The sequence below is a fragment of the Streptomyces sp. NPDC002092 genome, assembly GCF_053593775.1.
Window position 1 is genome coordinate 69,032 of the sequence record NZ_JBSFDG010000025.1, and the last position, 16,992, is coordinate 86,023.

The window sequence follows — 16,992 nt, forward strand, 5'->3', positions numbered from 1 at the left end:
CGTACGGCAGTCAGCCCTTCACGCAAACAACCTGCTTCAGCTTCGCCACGACCTCGACCAGGTCCCGCTGCTGGTCGATGACCTGCTCGATCGGCTTGTACGCCCCCGGAATTTCGTCCACGACACCGGAGTCCTTACGGCACTCCACGCCCCGCGTCTGCTCCTCCAGGTCCTTCGTCGAGAACCGCCGCTTGGCCGCGTTGCGGCTCATACGCCGCCCCGCGCCGTGCGAGGCCGAGTTGAAGGACTTCTCGTTGCCGAGGCCTTTCACGATGTACGAGCCCGTGCCCATGGAGCCGGGAATGATCCCGTAGTCACCGGAACCCGCACGGATCGCTCCCTTACGCGTCACGAGCAGGTCCATACCCTCGTACCGCTCCTCGCTCACATAGTTATGGTGGCAGGAGATCTCGGGCTCGAAGGTCGGTTTCGCCTTCTTGAACTCCTTGCGGATTACGTCTTTGAAGAGCGCCATCATGATGGTGCGGTTGTTCTTCGCGTATTCCTGCGCCCAGTACAGGTCGTTGCGGTAAGCCCCCATCTGCGGAGTGTCCGCCACGAACACCGCAAGGTCACGGTCCACGAGCCCCTGGTTATGCGGCAGCTTCTGGGCCACGCCGATGTGATGCTCAGCCAGTTCCTTGCCGATGTTCCGAGATCCGGAGTGGAGCATCAGCCACACAGCGCCATGCATATCTATGCAGAGCTCTGCAAAATGATTCCCCGAGCCGAGGGTCCCCATCTGCAAAGCCGCCCGCTCCCGCCGGAACTTCACCGCCTCCGCAACCCCGTCGAACCGCCCCCAAAAGTCATCCCACCCCGCAGTGGCGAGCCCATGGAACCGCCCCGGCTCCACAGGACTGTCATGCATCCCCCGCCCCACCGGAATGGCCTGCTCGATCTTCGACCGCAGCCGCGACAGATCCCCCGGCAGGTCATTTGCGGTGAGCGACGTCTTGACGGCAGACATCCCACACCCGATGTCCACCCCCACCGCCGCAGGACAAACAGCCCCCTGCATGGCGATGACGGACCCGACCGTCGCCCCCTTCCCGTAATGCACGTCCGGCATCACGGCCAGGCCCTTGATCCACGGCAGTGTCGCGACATTGCGGAGCTGCTGCAGGGCCACGTCCTCGACCGTCGCCGGGTCGGTCCACATGCGGATCGGGACCTTCGCGCCCGGCATCTCTACGTACGACATATCGTCCTCATTCCCCCGAAAACATGACAGAAGTCTTAGATCGCAAAACCGGCGCCAAGGTCAGTGAAATAGGACAGCGGACCGGCGTCCACGGCAGTACGTGCGATAGACATTGTCTCCAGGGGACGCCCCCGCGCGGCAAGCGATTAACCAGCGGGGACACTGGAGCAACGGCACAGAGCCACCGTCGAGAGGAGCCCGACCGTGCAGCGGAAGGCGTACGTATCCGGCGTCGCCGCGCTCCTCGTGGCGCTGCTGGCAGGCTGCACAGGCGGTTCGGGCGGTGGCGGCGCGACGGATGACGCGAATCCCGGTGGTGTCGGTACGGCGAGTGCCGTGGCGCAGCCGGGCAAGTACCGCACGCTGCCGGGGCCGTGCACTGCGGTGAGTCATGACACGCTGGACTCGCTGCTGCCGGGCATCAAGCAGATCGCGGACGCGGACCAGCAGGAGAAGGCGTACGAGGGTGAGGCCACGCTCGCGTACGACAACGACCGCAAGGCGGGTTGCCGCTGGAAGGTCGACTCGGCGACCGCGACCGACCGGCTGCTGGTCGATTTCGAGCGGGTGGTCTCCTATGACAACTCGGTGAGCGACGACACCCAGGCGCAGGACTTGTTCGCGGGGAAGGAGACGGCGGCGGACCTGCCCGAGCCGACGAGTTCGGGCAGTGGTTCCGGCTCCGCCTCCGCTCCGAGTGCCAGTTCCAGCCCCAGTGCCGATGCCAGTTCCTCGGCCTCGGCTTCGGTCTCCCCTTCCGACTCCGGCTCCGGGTCCGCCTCTTCGTCCGCCACGCCGTCGAGTCTTCAGCCCCGTACTCTCGACGATCTCGGTGACGAGGCGTTCCTGGACGACGCGCTGAGCGGCTCGGGTTCGACGGCCCGGCAGCGCACGGTGACTGTGGTGTTCCGCACGTCCAATGTCATCGTGACCATCGAGTACGAGGAGCAGCCGGCGGCTGTCGGTGCCGTGCCCGACAGCAAGGAAATGCAGGACAGGGCGCGGAATCTGGCTGCGCAGCTGGCGGACACGCTGGGTGGTTAGGGGTCGTTCGGGTGCCTCGGGCGCCCCTTCGTAAAGCTGAAGAAGCGGAAGCACACAGTTTCCTCACCGCGTACGGTGGCTCCTCGGACCCGATCCGCCGACCTCAGGAACCACAGCGTCATGAGTGAAGGAACCATGCAGCGACCAGCAGAGCGAGACCAGCGCAACCGGCGAGAGAAGCCAGCCAGGCGGTCAGGCCGTCTGCTTGCGGGCGCGGTCGCAGTCCCCGTGATGGTCTTCGCCGTGGGCTGCTCCTCGGACTCCGGCTCCGGTGACGGGGGGAGCAAGGGCGCGAGCGCCGGTGACACGGCGGCGGCGACGGCGAGTACGGCGCCGACGGTGCAGGCGGCGGCGTACAAGAAGTTGCCGGATTCGTGTGGGGTGCTGTCGGACAAGACGCTGGGCTCGCTCGTACCGAAGGGTGTCAAGTCCGGCAAGGCGGGCAAGTCCGGTGATACGGCGACGCGGGCGAGCTGCTCGTGGAGCAGTCTGGACAACAAGGGTGTGAAGGGCTCGCAGTTCCGCTGGCTCAATGTGTCGCTGCTGCGCTTCGAGTCGGATGCGGCGCGTGGTGAGGGCGACCAGTTGGCGCATGCGTACTTCGAGAAGCAGGTGAAGGACGCCCAGGGCTCTCAGGGTGCGCAGAACCTGAAGTCGGAGCCGGTTGCAGGGACGGGCGCCGAGGCGATGCTGGTGCGCTACGACCTGAAGAAGAAGGAAGGCGCCTTCAGGCAGCAGACGGTGGTGACGCGCGTCGAGAATGTCGTGATCACGCTGGACTACAACGGCGCGGGCCTGGCCGGTGAGAAGACCCCGGACGGGGATGCGCTGGTGAAGCTGGCGGAGGCGGCGGCCAAGGAGGCGGTGGCCTCGGTGGCGGCGGCGAACGGCGGCGGCACTGGTAGCGGTGGTGCGGGCACGGCGAAGCCCTCGCCGTCCGGGTCGGCGTCGAAGTCGGCGTCCCCGTCTCCTTCGAAGTCCGCTTCGGCCTCTCCGTCCTCCTCAGCGTCGAAGAAGAGCTGACTGTCACATCTGGGCCGCGTGTGGACGCCAACTCGCAGCTCAGCACCGTTTTTTGAGGGAGCCCGGTCCCCTGCGGGGATCGGGCTCCACCCGTTCCGTTACCTCGTTCGGCGTACACATGTGCCACTCTGTTGCGCGCAACAGCACGCAATGGGAGGGGAGTACGGGTGGCCGCGCCACTGCAGCTGACTCGGATGCACCGCGTTCTCATCGGCGTGGTCGTTTCCGGCGCCGTGATCATCGCCGGCATCGGCTTCGCCGGTTCGTATGCGGCGGTCCGTGAGTTGGCCATCAAGAAGGGTTTCGGGAACTTCTCGTATGTCTTCCCGATCGGCATCGACGCGGGTATCTGTGTCCTGCTGGCCCTGGATCTTCTGCTGACGTGGATCCGCATCCCCTTCCCGCTGCTGCGTCAGACGGCGTGGCTGCTGACGGCGGCGACGATCGCGTTCAACGGTGCGGCGGCCTGGCCGGACCCGCTCGGTGTGGGGATGCACGCCGTCATCCCGGTGTTGTTCGTGGTGGCGGTCGAGGCCGCCCGCCATGCCATCGGCCGTATCGCGGACATCACGGCGGACAAGCACATGGAGGGTGTCCGTCTGACGCGATGGATGCTCTCGCCGGTTCCGACGTTCCTGCTGTGGCGTCGGATGAAGCTGTGGGAGCTGCGCTCCTACGAGCAGGTGATCAAGCTGGAGCAGGAGCGGCTCGTCTATCAGGCCCGGTTGCGTTCGCGCTTCGGCCGGGCGTGGCGGCGGAAGGCTCCGGTGGAGTCCCTGATGCCGCTCAGGCTGGCGCGGTACGGCGTTCCGCTGGCGCAGACGGCCCCGGAGGGGCTGGCGGCGGCGGGCATCGAGCCGGCCCTGCTGCCGCCGGCGCCGGAGATCGCCCGGCCGGTGGAGAGCCGCCCCGCGGTGGCGGCGCCCGCTCCGCAGCCGGTGGAGCAGCTGCGGCAGGTTCCGGAGCCGCAGCTGCCGGAGGTGAGCCAGTGGCTGCATGCCCGGCACCCCCAGCAGGTCGAGTACCACGGCGACTACGACCCGACGTACGACCCGGAGCAGTACGCCCAGTGGTTCGCGGAGCAGCAGCAGGCCGAGCAGTATCAGCAGGAGCAGTTCCGGCAGGAGGAGTTCCGGCAGGAGCAGTTCCCGGAGCAGCCGGTGTACGAGGAGCCGTCCCCGGAGGAGACGGGCAGCTTCCCGATCCCGGCCGGCCCGGGTCGCACGCGTGAGCTGGGCGAGGGCGGTGGCCCGCCGGAGCCGGACGAGGACGCGTACTACCAGGTCTTCCGTGAGTCGATAAAGAGCGGGAACGGGGCGCCGACCCCCCGCGGGTTCATCGCCGACGTGGAGGCGACGTACAACGTCACGCTCCCGCAGCGTGAGGCCGAGCAGATGGTGAATCGCTTCTCCAACCGGCTCAACGCGGAGCTGGCGGAAGAGCACATCGCATAGGCGTGTCGCATGAGAAAGCGCCCGGTGCCGTGCGGCACCGGGCGCTTTCTCATGGCGTCACTCCCCGAGCAGGGCCCGCACCCGCTCCTGCCCCACCGCCAGCAGCAGCGTGGGCAGTCGCGGACCCGTGTCGCGGCCGACCAGCAGGTGGTACAGCAGGGCGAAGAAGGTCCGCTGGGCGGTCTTGATCTCCGGCGGGAGTTCCTTGGGCGTGGCGTCCGCGGGGAATCCGGCCTGCACCTTCGGTACGCCGTAGACGAGGTGGGTGAGCCCGTCGAGCGACCAGTGGTCGGCGAGGCCGTCGGTCAGCAGCCGCAGGGACTGCTGGGAGGCCTCGTCGAGGGACTTGAGCAGTTCGGCGTCGGGTTCGTCGCGCACGATGGTCCGCTGATCGGCGGGTACGTGCGTGTTGATCCAGGCCTCGGCCTTGTCGTAGCGCGGGCGGGCCTCGTCGAGGGAGCCGAGCGGGTTGGCGGGGTCCAGTTCGCTCAGGATCCGCAGGGCCTGGTCCTCGTGTCCGGCGGTGATGTCGGCGACGGAGGCCAGGGTGCGGTACGGCAGCGGGCGCGGGGTCCTGGGCAGTTCGCCGCCCGCGGTGCGCACGGCGCGCGAGTGGGCCGCGACGTCCGCCGGGAGGGCGGAGCCGTCGGCGACCTTCGCGTCGAGCTTGTCCCACTCGTCGTAGAGGCGCTGGATCTCCTGGTCGAAGGCGATCTTGAAGGACTGGTTGGGCCGGCGGCGGGCGTACAGCCAGCGCAGCAGCTGCGGTTCCATGATCTTCAGGGCGTCGCCGGGGGTGGGCACGCCGCCGCGCGAGGAGGACATCTTGGCCATGCCGCTGATGCCGACGAAGGCGTACATCGGCCCGATGGGCTGCTTGCCGCCGAAGATCCCGACGATCTGCCCGCCGACCTGGAAGCTCGATCCCGGGGAGGAGTGGTCGACGCCGCTCGGCTCGAAGATCACGCCCTCGTATGCCCAGCGCATGGGCCAGTCGACCTTCCAGACGAGCTTGCCGCGGTTGAACTCGTTCAGCCGGACGGTCTCGGAGAAGCCGCAGGCGGTGCAGGCGTAGGTCAGCTCGGTCGTCTCGTCGTCGTACGAGGTGACCGTCGTCAGGTCCTTCTCGCAGTTGCCGCAGTAGGGCTTGTACGGGAAGTAGCCGGCGGAGCCGGACGAGCCGTCGTCCTCGCTCGCGGCTCCGGAGCCCTCCTCGGCCTCCAGTTCGGCCTCGTCGACGGGCTTCTGCTGCTGCTTGGGCTTGGCCGGGGCCTTCTTGGTGCGGTACTGGTCGAGGATCGCGTCGATCTCCGCGCGGTGTGCGACGGCGTGCAGGATCTGCTCGCGGTACACGCCGGAGGTGTACTGCGCGGTCTGGCTGATCCCGTCGAACTCGACGCCCAGCTCGGTGAGCGACTCGATCATGGCGGCCTTGAAGTGCTCGGCCCAGTTGGGGTGCGTGGACCCCTTGGGCGCGGGCACGGACGTCAGCGGCTTGCCGATGTGCTCGGCCCAGGTCTCGTCGACGCCGGCAACACCGGCCGGCACCTTGCGGTAGCGGTCGTAGTCGTCCCAGGAGATGAGGTGGCGGACCTGGTGTCCGCGGCGCCGGATCTCGTCGGCGACGAGGTGCGGGGTCATGACCTCGCGGAGGTTGCCGAGGTGGATCGGGCCGGAGGGGGACAGCCCGGACGCGACGACGACAGGTTTGCCGGGGGCCCGGCGCTCCGACTCCTCGATGACGTCATCCGCGAAACGGGAGACCCAGTCGGCGGTCTCGGTGCTCTGAGCCACGATCGGCACGTCCTTCTTTCTGTTTGTTCTGCTACGCCGTTCAGACACGTCCTCGGGGCCGTGCCGGTGCGCCTGCGCCGACGGGACCCGCCCCCATTGTCACCCGCGCCTGTCCCTGCCGGAAACGGATTGGGTCGCCGCACAACCCCAGAGGCCCCACGGTGGTCCTCTTTTCGTGATCACAGACAGATTCCGGGCCGGGCTGCGCGTGGGGGCGGCCGGACTCGCGATGACCTTGCCGACGGCCTGCGTCCTCCTCGCGGCGCCCGCCGCCGAGGCGGCCACGACCTGCGGCGACACCACGTTCAAGCGCACCTTCTACACGAACACCTCGTTCTCCGGCACGCCGAAGAAGACGGACTGCGACACCACGATCGACCAGTCCTGGTCGGGCGCTCCGTTCTCCGGGATGCCCACGAACCGTTTCGGTGTCCGCTGGTCGCTGACCCGCGACTTCGGTTCGGGCGGTTGTTTCACCTACCGTCTGTCCGGCACGGACGGCCTGCGGCTGTACGTGGACGGGGTGCGGAAGGTGAACAAGTGGACCGACACCGGTGACTCCGGCAACAGCGTCCCGGGCACGTTCTGCATCGGCTCGGGCAGCCACACCGTGCGCGTCGACCACGTGAACTGGACGGGCCTGTCCCGGGTGAGGTTCACCTGGCCCGCCTCCTCCGACAGCAAGCCGCCGCTGGCCCCGACGGGCATCACCACCACGTACGACGCGGCGACCGGCAAGGCGAGCGCCGGCTGGAAGAAGAACCGGGAGCTGGACATATCCCAGTACCGGGTGCGGGTGGAGACCCCCGCGTCCGGCGTGGCCTCCTGGACGACCACCGGCACCACCGCCGCGTACACCCCGCCGAAGGACGGCCAGAAGTACCGGTTCTGCGTCCAGGCCGTCGACAAGTGGACGAACTACGGCGCCACCGCGTGCGGCCCGTACGTCAGCACTCCGGACCGGACGGCACCGGCGGTCCCGGACGTGCGCGCCTCCGACGTCTCGGTGTCGGTGACCGGCAGCCACGAAGGCGGCGAGGGCACGCCGATCCCGCGCGTGAACGTCTGGCTGGGCCAGGTACAGCCGTCCGACGGCCCCGTCTTCACGCTGTGGCGCGCCACGGCGGCGGCGGGCCCTTTCACCAAGGTCGCCGCCATGGACCTGCGGCAGACGCCGGATGAGCAGTACCTGTTCGACGAGACAGCCGCCGAGAAGCGGACGTACTACTACGCGGCCACGGCCACCGACGCCGCGGGGAACACCTCGGCGCGCTCCACGCCGGTCGCGGTGACCACGCCGGACGTGTCGGCGCCGGGCGCGGTGCGGGGGCTCGCGGCGAAGGCGGACACCGACAAGGTCGCGCTGACCTGGACCGCGCCGGCGGACGACGCCGTGCGCTGGCAGGTCTACGGCGCGGACGGCGGCGCGGAGCCGGTCCTCCTGGGCACCGCCGCGGCCGCCGCGTACGACGACACGACGGCGCGGCCGGGCGTCACCCGCACCTACACGGTGTACGCCGTCGACGCGGCCGGTCACCGCTCCGCACCGGTGACGATCGCCTCCCGGCGCCAGGTGGCGCCCGCCCTGCCCGTCCATCTGGGGCCGGACGCGAACGGCCGGCCGGAGCTGCGCTTCCGGGTCGCGGCGGACAACGACCACAGCGGCGGCTTCCGGGTCTACTCCGGCAGCAGCGCCTCCACGGTCCGCACCACCCTGCGCGCCTGCGCACCGGAGGAGATCTTCCGTACCGATCTGTACGTCGAGTACCGCTGCGTCCTCACCGACTTCGGCGGCTCGACCGACCGGTACATCACGGCGCTCGCCGTGGCCGCGAACGGCGTGACCTCGACCGACTTCAAGGCCGTGCAGTACGTGGACACCGTGGCGCCGCCCGTGCCGTCCGGTTTCACCGCCACGCCGCAGCCGTGGGGCACGACCCTGCGGTGGGACGCCTCGACCGCCGCCGACGTGCGGGCCTACTGGCTGCGCACGGGCACTCCCGAGACGGTCGACGGGGTGCGCACCTGCGGGGGCGGCACCACGCTGTCCGCGGGCGGGGCCACGTCCTTCGAGGACACCTCGGGGCTGCCGGACGGCGAGGAGCGCTGCTGGGAGCTGCGCGCGGTGGACGGCTCGAACAATTACACGGAGGCCGTCACCGTCTTCGCGACCGAGCAGGACACCCGGCCCGCCGAGCCGACCGCGCCGGGCTCCCCGGTGACCGGCCTGGACGTGGTGGAGAACGCCGGTGACGCCGTCCTGAACTGGGACTCCGTCGACGGTGCCACCGGCTACCGGGTCTACCGCTGGGACCGCGCCACGGGCTCCTACGAGCGGATCGCCGAGGGGACGCTGCCGAACCCGAACTCGGACGCGTACCACACGTACCGCGACGAGAGCCCGCCGTCCGGCACCGCCGCCTACTACCGCGTGACCGCCGTGTACGCGGACGGCACCGAGTCCGCCCCGGCCCTCGCGGCCGTGGCGCTGGCGCCCACGGCCTGACGCGCCGCCCGGGGGCGGGCGGTAAATGCGGGCGACCGCCCGTCCGCCCCCGTGGGACACTGGAGGCGTTTTCGTACTCCTACGAGCGGAACGGCATCCACTCCATGGCCTCGGTCACGTCCCTCACGTCCTCCGTCCACCAGCATCTCGCCGACGCCCTGGTCACCGCCCTCCCCGAGGCCGGTGCGGGCGCGGACCCGCTGCTGCGACGCAGTGACCGGGCCGACTTCCAGGCCAACGGCATCCTGGCGCTGGCGAAGAAGGCGAAGGCGAACCCGCGGGAGCTGGCGACGCAGGTCGTCTCCCACGTCGTCACCGGTGAGGGGCTGATCAAGGACGTCGAGGTCTCCGGGCCCGGCTTCCTCAACATCACGATCTCGGACCGGGCGATCACCGAGACGCTCGCGGCGCGTGCCGCCGACGGCGACCGGCTCGGTGTGCCGCTGAAGGAGCACCCGGGCGTCACGGTCGTCGACTACGCGCAGCCGAACGTGGCGAAGGAGATGCACGTCGGCCATCTGCGCTCGGCGGTCATCGGTGCCGCGCTGCGCGGCATGCTCGACTTCACCGGCGAGCGGACGATCGGCCGGCACCACATCGGCGACTGGGGCACCCAGTTCGGCATGCTCATCCAGTACCTGTTCGAGCACCCTGGCGAGCTGGCCCCGGCCGAGGACGTCGACGGCGAGCAGGCCATGTCGAACCTGAACCGGGTGTACAAGGCCTCGCGCGCGGTCTTCGACGCGGACGAGGAGTTCAAGGAGCGCGCCCGGAAGCGGGTCGTGGCCCTGCAGTCCGGTGACAAGGAGACCCTCGAGCTCTGGCAGCAGTTCGTGGACGAGTCGAAGGTCTACTTCTACTCGGTCTTCGAGAAGCTGGACATGGTGATCCGTGACGAGGAGATCGTCGGTGAGTCCGCGTACAACGAGGGCATGCCCGAGACGGCCCGCCTCCTGGAGGAGATGGGCGTCGCGGTGCGTTCCGAGGGCGCGCTCGTCGTGTTCTTCGACGAGATCCGGGGCAAGGACGACAAGCCGGTCCCGCTGATCGTGCAGAAGGCCGACGGCGGTTTCGGCTACGCGGCCTCCGACCTGACGGCGATCCGCAACCGCGTCCAGGACCTGCACGCGACGACGCTGCTGTACGTCGTGGACGTGCGCCAGTCGCTGCACTTCAAGATGGTCTTCGAGACGGCCCGGCGGGCCGGCTGGCTGAACGACGGCGTCACCGCGCACAACATGGGCTACGGCACGGTGCTGGGCGCGGACGGCAAGCCGTTCAAGACGCGTGAGGGCGAGACCGTACGGCTCGAGGACCTGCTGGACGAGGCGGTGCAGCGGGCCGCCGAGGTGGTCCGGGAGAAGGCGCAGGACCTCACCGAGGACGAGATCCAGGAGCGAGCCGCGCAGGTGGGCATCGGCGCGGTGAAGTACGCCGACCTGTCCACTTCCCCCAACCGGGACTACAAGTTCGACCTGGACCAGATGGTGTCGCTGAACGGCGACACGTCGGTGTATCTGCAGTACGCGTACGCCCGTATCCAGTCGATCCTGCGCAAGGCCGGCGAGACGAAGCCGGCCGCGCACCCGGAACTGGAGCTCGCCGCGGCGGAGCGGGCGCTCGGTCTGCACCTGGACGCGTTCGGGGACACGGTCTTCGAGGCGGCCGCGGAGTACGCGCCGCACAAGCTGGCCGCGTACCTGTACCAGCTGGCCTCGCTGTACACGTCGTTCTACGACAAGTGCCCGGTGCTGAAGGCCGAGACGCCGGAGCAGGTGGAGAACCGTCTGTTCCTGTGCGACCTGACGGCCCGCACCCTGCACCAGGGCATGGCGCTGCTGGGGATCAGGACGCCCGAGCGGCTCTGAGGCACTGCCGGACAGGCGCACGGCCCGTCCTCCCGCGCCGGGAGGACGGGCCGTGGCGCGTTCGGGCGGCCGGTCAGCTGCAGTTGGTCCACTTGTTGGACTTGATGTAGTGGTGGCCGCTGTCGTACGTCTTGTATCCCCTCGGGATGACGCCGCTGGATCCGCCGTAGTTCGTCGCCGAGTACCACACGAAGTCACAGGAGCTGCCGTGGTTGTACCAGGACTGGAAGTCCTGGAAGACCGAGTACTGGGTCAGGGACGCGTTCGTCCCCGCGACCTTCTGCATGTGGCCGGTGTAGTTCTGCCCGGACCAGACGCAGAACCAGCCCGACGGGCAGTCCGACGCCGCCTGCGGCGCGGCCTGGGTCGCACTGGCGGCCCCCGCGCCGCCGACCAGCAGGCCACCGGTCAGCACGATGCCACCGGCCACGGCCGCGAACTTCCTGGTCAAGCGCATGCTGTCATCCCCTCGTAGACGGGCCGACCGCACCGGCCGGCTCGACGACGAGACTGCTGGGCGGGAGCGGGGACAGCCACACGTGCCGCGGAACTGACGCCCTCGCGGGACGTCCCATGCGTTGACCTGCGGGGACGTACGGTGGGGCGACGGCGCGGCGGGACGGCTGTCGGCAGGCTGCCGGCGGCCCGCTAGTGGCCGATTGCGTATGGGTGCAGGGCGCAGGTTCCGGTGCGGTCCCGGGGTTGCTGGTGCACAATGCGGCACGGGGTACAGGGGCCACTGACCACGGCCGCTGTTCATGAACGCGTGGGGGGACCACACCATGTCGCGTTGGAAAGCGCTGCCCGCAGAACTCGATCCGCGTGTACGGCAGTTACTGGTGCGTCTACGCCGGCTGAAGGACCACAGCGGGCTGAGCGTGCGTCAGCTGGCTGCGCGGACGGGGTACAGCCCGAAGTCGTGGGAGCGGTATCTGGGCGGCCGTTCGCTGCCGCCGCGGGAGGCCGTGGAGGCGCTGGCCCGGATCGGCGGCGACGACCCGACCCGGCTGCTCGCCCTGCACGAAGTCGCCGCCGAGGCCTGGGGGAACCCGCCCGGCGGAACTGCCGTACCGGAGACGGCAGTCGGTGAGACCGCCGGACCGGAGCCGGAGATCCTGTCGGCGGGGCCCGGCGGCGGGGGCCCGCGGTCGTTGCGCGTCGCGCTCGTCGCGGGGGTCGTGGCCCTGGTGCTGGCCGTGTCGTCGGCGGTGCTGGTGACCATGCGGCTGACGGGCCACGGCGGCGGCGCGACGGAGCGGACGACGACCACGGTCACCTTGACCGCGGGGGTGTCGGCACCGTCGTACATCTGCCGTGTGAAGCAGGTCGACGGCCGCTGGTACGCGGGCAACAGCCGTACGGGGAACGCCACGGTGGGGTACGGCGACTCCGGGCCGGCCGTGGCCGAGGTGCAGTGTCTGCTGCGCCGGGCGGGTATCTCGCCGGGCGGTATCGACGGCATGTTCGGCCCGCTGACGCAGGGCGCGGTGAAGGCATTCCAGAAGCAGGCGCGGCTCGACGTGGACGGTGTCGTCGGCCCGCACACCTGGAAGGCCCTGCGGGGATGAACCCGGAACTGGTCCGGCTGGCCGCCGCGCTGCGGGAGTTGAGAGCCCGTACGGGTCTGAGCCTGGCGGCTCTCGCGGCGAAGACGGCGTTCAGCAAGTCGTCCTGGGAGCGCTACCTCAACGGCAGGACACTGCCGCCGCGCACGGCGGTGCAGGAACTGTGCCGGCTGGCCGGGGAACCGGACGGCCGGTGTCTGGCGCTGTGGGAGATCGCGGAGTCGCAGTGGAGCGGGCGGGCGACGCAGGCGGCGCGAGCGTCGTCGCCGGTCGCGGATCCCGTGCCGCCTCCGGATCCGGTGGAGGCGGCGAAGGGCGGCGGTCACCGGCGGGCGGCAACCGTGGCGGTGCTCGCGTCGGTGTGTGCGATGGCCGTCGGCGGCGTGGCGGTCGCGCTGCTCCTGCTGCCCCGCCAGGGCCACGAACCCCGGCCGACCGCCGCGACCACCTCCACTCCCGGTCCGCACTGCCGGGCTTCGTCCTGCGAGGGCAAGAACCCGATGGCCATGTTCTGCGCCGCCAGACCGGACACCCTCGCCACACGTCACACGGCCACCGGGGCCTGGCTGGAAGTGCGCTCCAGCAAGGAGTGCGGGACGAGCTGGGCCCGGATGTGGGGCACCCGGATCGGCGACCGCCTCGAGGTGACAGCGGGCGGCCGGGTCCGCGGCGCCGAGGTCGAGAACACCGTCGACGCGGACAGCTTCGTCTACACGCCGATGACGGTGACCCGTCCGGGAACCGTGCTCCGTACCTGTTTCCGTCCGGCGACGGGCCGTGGGGAGGAGTGCTTCACCTCCGTTTCGCGGTGATGGCCTTCGTCCCCACGGGCGTCGGCGTGTGACCTTCCGGATCACGGCACGGCTGACCGTAGCGGCAAAGCGAACTCGCACCACACGATCTTGCCTGGTTCGCGCGCTTCCACACCCCACTTGTCACTGAGCGCAGTGAGGGCGGCCAGTGCGTCGAAGTCGCCCCCTGCCCCCACGCCATCCACGTCCGTGACTCCAAGAACTCCGAAGGCCCCACCGTCCAACTCGGCACCGCAGCTTGGTCCGCCTTCCTCGCCGCCGCCGTCTGACCGGCGTTGTCAGTGGCTGGCCCTACAGTCACTGGCATGGCGACTCTTCCCAACCCGCTCCCCCGTCTGTCCGCCCTCGGCCTGGGCCTCCCGCCTGGTCGGCTGGTAGACGAGACCGTCGAGGGACCTTGGCACGAACCCCTTCTCTGGGTCGCGGACGAGCAGCCCGCGCCCGGCGCCTGGGACGCGCTGCAGCGCACCGCACCGGGGGCCGGTCTGCTTCCCCTGCTCGTCGAGGTCGGCGGTGACTTCGGGGGGCCGGAGCAGTGGGAGCTGGCGCCCGGCGAGATGTCGTACCCCGGGGACCACGACCCGGAGGACGTGCTCGCGGAGTACTGGGAGGAGTGCGCGGCGGACGGCGACGAGTGGCCCGGACTCGCGCCCGCCTTGAGCACCACCGCCGACCCCGACGCCGCCGCCTCCACCCTCGTGGACGCCGTCCTCGCAGGCAGCGGCGGCCCCCTCAAGGACCCCCGCCTCGCCCTGGTCCCCGCCCGCCGCAGCGCCGACATACCCGCGGCGATCGGCTGGATGGGTCCCGCGAACCACGAGAACGACGTGGCCCGGCTCTGCGCGGTACTGCGCTCCTGGGAGGACCGCTTCGGCATACGGGTCGTGGCGCTCGGGTTCGATCAGCTGACGGTGTCCGTGGCCGCGCCGCCCGCCACCCTCGCCGAGGCGGAGGCCGTCGCCGCCGAGCACTTCGCGTTCTGCCCGGACAACCTGCTGCAGGGCGCGGACACCACCCTGGCCGCGTACGCCGAACACCAGCTCCTCGACCAGCCGGTGTGGCACTTCTGGTGGGACTGACGGTCCGCCGCGGCCGGCCCGGTGGTGGGCGCACCGGTCTCGGCCGCGGCGCAGTGGCTGTCTTCAGACGCCGAGAGCGTGGTGAAGGAGGAGAGCCGCACCGGTGAGCAGAGCAGCGAGAACCATGGGAGACCTCCGTGTACGAAATGTGACGTTTCTACCGTTCTCAATAACGTCACATTCCCGCCCGCGTTACGGGCGTGATCCAAACGGGAGGCCCTGGCCCCGCAGCCCCTCCCCCAGCCTTCTGAGCCCCTCGCGGATCTCTTCCGGCGTCTGGGTCACAAAGCACAGCCGCAGGGTCGAGCGGTCGGGGTCGCCGGCGTAGAAGGGTGCGCCGGGGACGTACGCCACGTTGTGCCGCACCACCTGCGGCAGCAGCGCGGTGGTGTCGTACGGCTCGGGGAGGCGGGCCCACAGGAACATGCCGCCCTCGGGCCGGGCCCAGACCGAGCCCTCGGGAAGCGCCTCGGCCAGTCCGGCGAGCATGGCGTCCCGGCGCTCGCGGTAGACGGCCGCGACCCGCGCCACATGGGCGTCCAGGTCACGGTCCGCCAGGTACCGTGCCGCCGCGAGCTGGTTGAGGGTCGGGGTGTGCAGGTCGGCGGCCTGCTTGGCGACGACACAGGCGCGCCGCAGCTCCCTGGGCGCCCGCAGCCAGCCGAGCCTGAGGCCCGGGGCCATGACCTTGGAGAAGGAGCCGAGCAGCACGGTCCGGTCCGCCGCCTCCTCGTAGGAGGCGATCCACGGCACCCGCTCGCCCTCGAAGCGGAGTTCGCCGTAGGGGTCGTCCTCGACGATCCACAGCCCGCGGCGGGCGGCCACGGCCGCGACGGCGGCCCGGCGGTCGGCCGGCACGGTGCGGCCGGTCGGGTTCTGGAACGTCGGCACGGTGTACAGCAGCTTGGGCCGCTCCCGCACCACCAGTTCCTCCAGGGCGTCGGTGTCGACGCCGTCGCCGTCTCCGGGCACGGCCACCACCCGCGCGCCCGCGAACGCGAAGACCTGAAGTGCCGCGAGATAACAGGGGCTTTCGACGAGGACGACGTCCCCGGGCTCCAGCAGCGCCGTGGCCAGCAGGGACAGCGCCTGCTGCGAGCCCGTGGTGACGAGGATGTCGTCGGCGTCCGTGGGCAGCCCACGGGCCGCCGTCCGAGCGGCGAGCGCGCCCCGCAGCGCCGGTTCGCCCTCGGTCGTGGAGTACTGCAGGGCCTGCGCGGACGCCCCGGCGAGCACCGAACCGAAGGCCTCCGCGACCCCCTGCGCGTCGAACAGTTCCGGCGCCGGCAGCCCGCCCGCGAAGTTGATCACCTCGGGGCGGGCCGTGACGGCGAGGATGTCCCGTACCGGCGAACCGCCGATCGACCGGGCCCGCGCGGCGAGCGGCGGGACGGGGGCAAAGGCGGGTGCGACGGTCATGGCGCGGCTCCTTCGGCTGCGGTGACGGCGGCTCGTGACCGCAGCCTAGGGATGTACGTGCTGTCTACAAGCAGGTTTCCGCGATACGGACGGACCGCCCCTTCGGCCTTCGACCGTCCCCTCAGGCCTTGTCGCCGATCGCCGCGTACACGTTGATGTCGGCGTCCGTGACGTCGTTGATGTCGGCGTACCGCACCTTCTCGATGTCGTCGAGCGCCGCCAGGTAGGAGGCCTCCGGCTGCTCCGGGACCGGAGCGGCGTGGTCGGCGCGCCAGTGGTGCACGGGGACCACGCCCGGGTCCGCCGGCTGCAGTGCGCTCTGTGTGAAGAAGCGCTCGACCTCCGCCCGGGAGCGCAGCACGAAGGTGAAGCCCCGCTCGGTGTAGGTCCGCTGGACCGCGCGGATGTTCTCGGGATTGAGGTCCTCGGTGAGATGGCTGAGCACGAGCCGGCTGCCGGACGGCAGCGCGTCGACGAGTTCACGCACGATCGGATACGCCTCCTCGTCCTCGACGAAGTGCAGGAGCGCGACCAGGCACAGCGCGACCGGCCGGTCGAAGTCGAGGGTCTTCGCGGCCTGCTCCAGGATCTGCGCCGGGTTCCTGAAGTCGGCGTCGATGTAGTCGGTACGGCCGTCGGGCCCGCTGGTGAGCAGGGCACGCGCGTGGGCCAGCACCACGGGGTCGTTGTCGACGTACACGACCCGCGCGTCGGGGATGATCCGCTGCGCGATCTGGTGGACGTTGTCCGCGGTGGGCAGACCGGTGCCGATGTCGAGGAACTGGCTGATGCCGTCCTGACCCGCCAGCGTGCTCACCGCGCGGCGCAGGAAGTCGCGGTTGTGCCGTACGTCGAGGTAGCCGCGCGGGTTGGCGGTGAGCGCGGCGGCGGCCGCCGCCCGGTCCACCGGGTAGTTGTCCTTGCCGCCCAGGAAGACGTCGTAGACGCGGGCCGGGTGTGCCTTGGTGGTGTCGATCCTCCTTCTCAGCTCGGCGGGATCCTGGCTGAGGGCGTCACCGGGCATGGGCGTCTCCCTGGAGAGTCGGGGCGGTCGTTCAAGAGACAAGGACCGGACGCCAACAACCTAGCCGTCGACGGCACTTGCCGTGGGCCGCACCGTGATCTCACAGGTCCCACGCCCCGGAAGCGTCCCGTACCGAACCCTTGGGACGCGACATCCCCGCAGGTCAGAGGCCATCCCCTGGCTTCGGCGTCCCGAATCGT

The 16,992-nt window shown here is 70.3% G+C and carries 14 protein-coding genes; 9 read left to right on the forward strand and 5 right to left on the reverse strand.

Annotation, left to right across the window (positions count from 1 at the left end; translation table 11 throughout):
• Nucleotides 1–10: 10 nt before the first annotated feature.
• The gene (locus tag ACWCRD_RS39770) at nt 11–1,204 is read right to left on the reverse strand and encodes an RtcB family protein (RefSeq protein WP_450970546.1); all 1,194 of its coding nucleotides are present in this window, start codon (nt 1,202–1,204) and stop codon (nt 11–13) included.
• A gap of 204 nt (nt 1,205–1,408) precedes the next feature.
• Between ACWCRD_RS39770 and ACWCRD_RS39775 the strand changes: the two genes are divergently transcribed.
• From ACWCRD_RS39775 to ACWCRD_RS39785, 3 genes are all read left to right on the forward strand, one after another.
• Nucleotides 1,409–2,248: a DUF3558 domain-containing protein gene (locus ACWCRD_RS39775; RefSeq protein WP_450970547.1), complete on the forward strand. Its 840-nt coding sequence runs from the start codon at nt 1,409–1,411 to the stop codon at nt 2,246–2,248.
• A 135-nt stretch (nt 2,249–2,383) separates the two neighbouring features.
• Nucleotides 2,384–3,271 carry a DUF3558 family protein gene (locus tag ACWCRD_RS39780; RefSeq protein ID WP_450970548.1) on the forward strand — a complete coding sequence of 296 codons (888 nt, stop codon included), beginning with the start codon at nt 2,384–2,386 and terminating at the stop codon, nt 3,269–3,271.
• A gap of 167 nt (nt 3,272–3,438) precedes the next feature.
• On the forward strand, nt 3,439–4,725 hold the full coding sequence (locus tag ACWCRD_RS39785; RefSeq protein WP_450970549.1) for a DUF2637 domain-containing protein: 1,287 nt from the start codon (nt 3,439–3,441) through the stop codon (nt 4,723–4,725).
• Between the two features lie 57 nt (nt 4,726–4,782).
• On the opposite strand, the gene lysS is transcribed toward ACWCRD_RS39785, so the two are convergent.
• Nucleotides 4,783–6,528, reverse strand: coding sequence for a lysine--tRNA ligase (lysS, locus tag ACWCRD_RS39790; RefSeq protein WP_450970550.1), 1,746 nt, complete (start codon nt 6,526–6,528; stop codon nt 4,783–4,785).
• A 166-nt stretch (nt 6,529–6,694) separates the two neighbouring features.
• Here lysS and ACWCRD_RS39795 point away from each other — a divergent pair, with 166 nt between their 5' ends.
• Complete coding sequence (locus tag ACWCRD_RS39795; RefSeq protein ID WP_450970551.1) at nt 6,695–9,025, forward strand: hypothetical protein; 2,331 nt, start codon at nt 6,695–6,697, stop codon at nt 9,023–9,025.
• Between the two features lie 104 nt (nt 9,026–9,129).
• Nucleotides 9,130–10,893 (forward strand): arginine--tRNA ligase, encoded by a 1,764-nt coding sequence (gene argS, locus ACWCRD_RS39800; protein ID WP_450970552.1) that lies wholly within the window; start codon nt 9,130–9,132, stop codon nt 10,891–10,893.
• A 73-nt stretch (nt 10,894–10,966) separates the two neighbouring features.
• On the opposite strand, the gene ACWCRD_RS39805 is transcribed toward argS, so the two are convergent.
• A complete protein-coding gene (locus tag ACWCRD_RS39805) occupies nt 10,967–11,350 on the reverse strand; it encodes a peptidase inhibitor family I36 protein (RefSeq protein ID WP_450970553.1) in 384 nt (127 codons plus the stop codon).
• Nucleotides 11,351–11,675: 325 nt separating this feature from the next.
• Between ACWCRD_RS39805 and ACWCRD_RS39810 the strand changes: the two genes are divergently transcribed.
• The 4 genes from ACWCRD_RS39810 (at nt 11,676) to ACWCRD_RS39825 (ending at nt 14,349) form a co-directional block, all read left to right on the forward strand.
• Nucleotides 11,676–12,461 carry a peptidoglycan-binding protein gene (locus tag ACWCRD_RS39810; protein WP_450970554.1) on the forward strand — a complete coding sequence of 262 codons (786 nt, stop codon included), beginning with the start codon at nt 11,676–11,678 and terminating at the stop codon, nt 12,459–12,461.
• Entirely contained in the window at nt 12,458–13,270 is an 813-nt protein-coding gene (locus tag ACWCRD_RS39815; RefSeq protein WP_450970555.1) for a helix-turn-helix domain-containing protein, read from the forward strand. Before ACWCRD_RS39810 ends, ACWCRD_RS39815 begins: the two co-directional genes overlap by 4 nt.
• 179 nt (nt 13,271–13,449) lie before the next feature.
• Nucleotides 13,450–13,539 (forward strand): DUF397 domain-containing protein, encoded by a 90-nt coding sequence (locus tag ACWCRD_RS39820; protein ID WP_450970581.1) that lies wholly within the window; start codon nt 13,450–13,452, stop codon nt 13,537–13,539.
• Between the two features lie 36 nt (nt 13,540–13,575).
• Entirely contained in the window at nt 13,576–14,349 is a 774-nt protein-coding gene (locus ACWCRD_RS39825) for a DUF4253 domain-containing protein (RefSeq protein WP_450970556.1), read from the forward strand.
• 192 nt (nt 14,350–14,541) lie between these two features.
• Here ACWCRD_RS39825 and ACWCRD_RS39830 read toward each other — a convergent pair whose 3' ends face one another.
• Entirely contained in the window at nt 14,542–15,768 is a 1,227-nt protein-coding gene (locus ACWCRD_RS39830) for an aminotransferase-like domain-containing protein (protein ID WP_450970557.1), read from the reverse strand.
• Nucleotides 15,769–15,889: 121 nt separating this feature from the next.
• Nucleotides 15,890–16,792, reverse strand: a complete 903-nt coding sequence (locus ACWCRD_RS39835) for an SAM-dependent methyltransferase (RefSeq protein WP_450970558.1) — start codon at nt 16,790–16,792, stop codon at nt 15,890–15,892.
• Nucleotides 16,793–16,992 lie beyond the last annotated feature (200 nt).

Excerpts from the sequence above, each read along its gene's own strand:
- ACWCRD_RS39770 (WP_450970546.1), bottom strand. The coding sequence starts at position 1,204 with ATGTCGTACGTAGAGATGCCGGGCGCGAAGGTCCCGATCCGCATGTGG.
- ACWCRD_RS39780 (WP_450970548.1), top strand. The coding sequence starts at position 2,384 with ATGCAGCGACCAGCAGAGCGAGACCAGCGCAACCGGCGAGAGAAGCCA.
- argS (WP_450970552.1), top strand. The coding sequence starts at position 9,130 with ATGGCCTCGGTCACGTCCCTCACGTCCTCCGTCCACCAGCATCTCGCC.
- ACWCRD_RS39805 (WP_450970553.1), bottom strand. The coding sequence starts at position 11,350 with ATGCGCTTGACCAGGAAGTTCGCGGCCGTGGCCGGTGGCATCGTGCTG.
- ACWCRD_RS39810 (WP_450970554.1), top strand. The coding sequence starts at position 11,676 with ATGTCGCGTTGGAAAGCGCTGCCCGCAGAACTCGATCCGCGTGTACGG.
- ACWCRD_RS39815 (WP_450970555.1), top strand. The coding sequence starts at position 12,458 with ATGAACCCGGAACTGGTCCGGCTGGCCGCCGCGCTGCGGGAGTTGAGA.
- ACWCRD_RS39825 (WP_450970556.1), top strand. The coding sequence starts at position 13,576 with ATGGCGACTCTTCCCAACCCGCTCCCCCGTCTGTCCGCCCTCGGCCTG.
- ACWCRD_RS39830 (WP_450970557.1), bottom strand. The coding sequence starts at position 15,768 with ATGACCGTCGCACCCGCCTTTGCCCCCGTCCCGCCGCTCGCCGCGCGG.
- ACWCRD_RS39835 (WP_450970558.1), bottom strand. The coding sequence starts at position 16,792 with ATGCCCGGTGACGCCCTCAGCCAGGATCCCGCCGAGCTGAGAAGGAGG.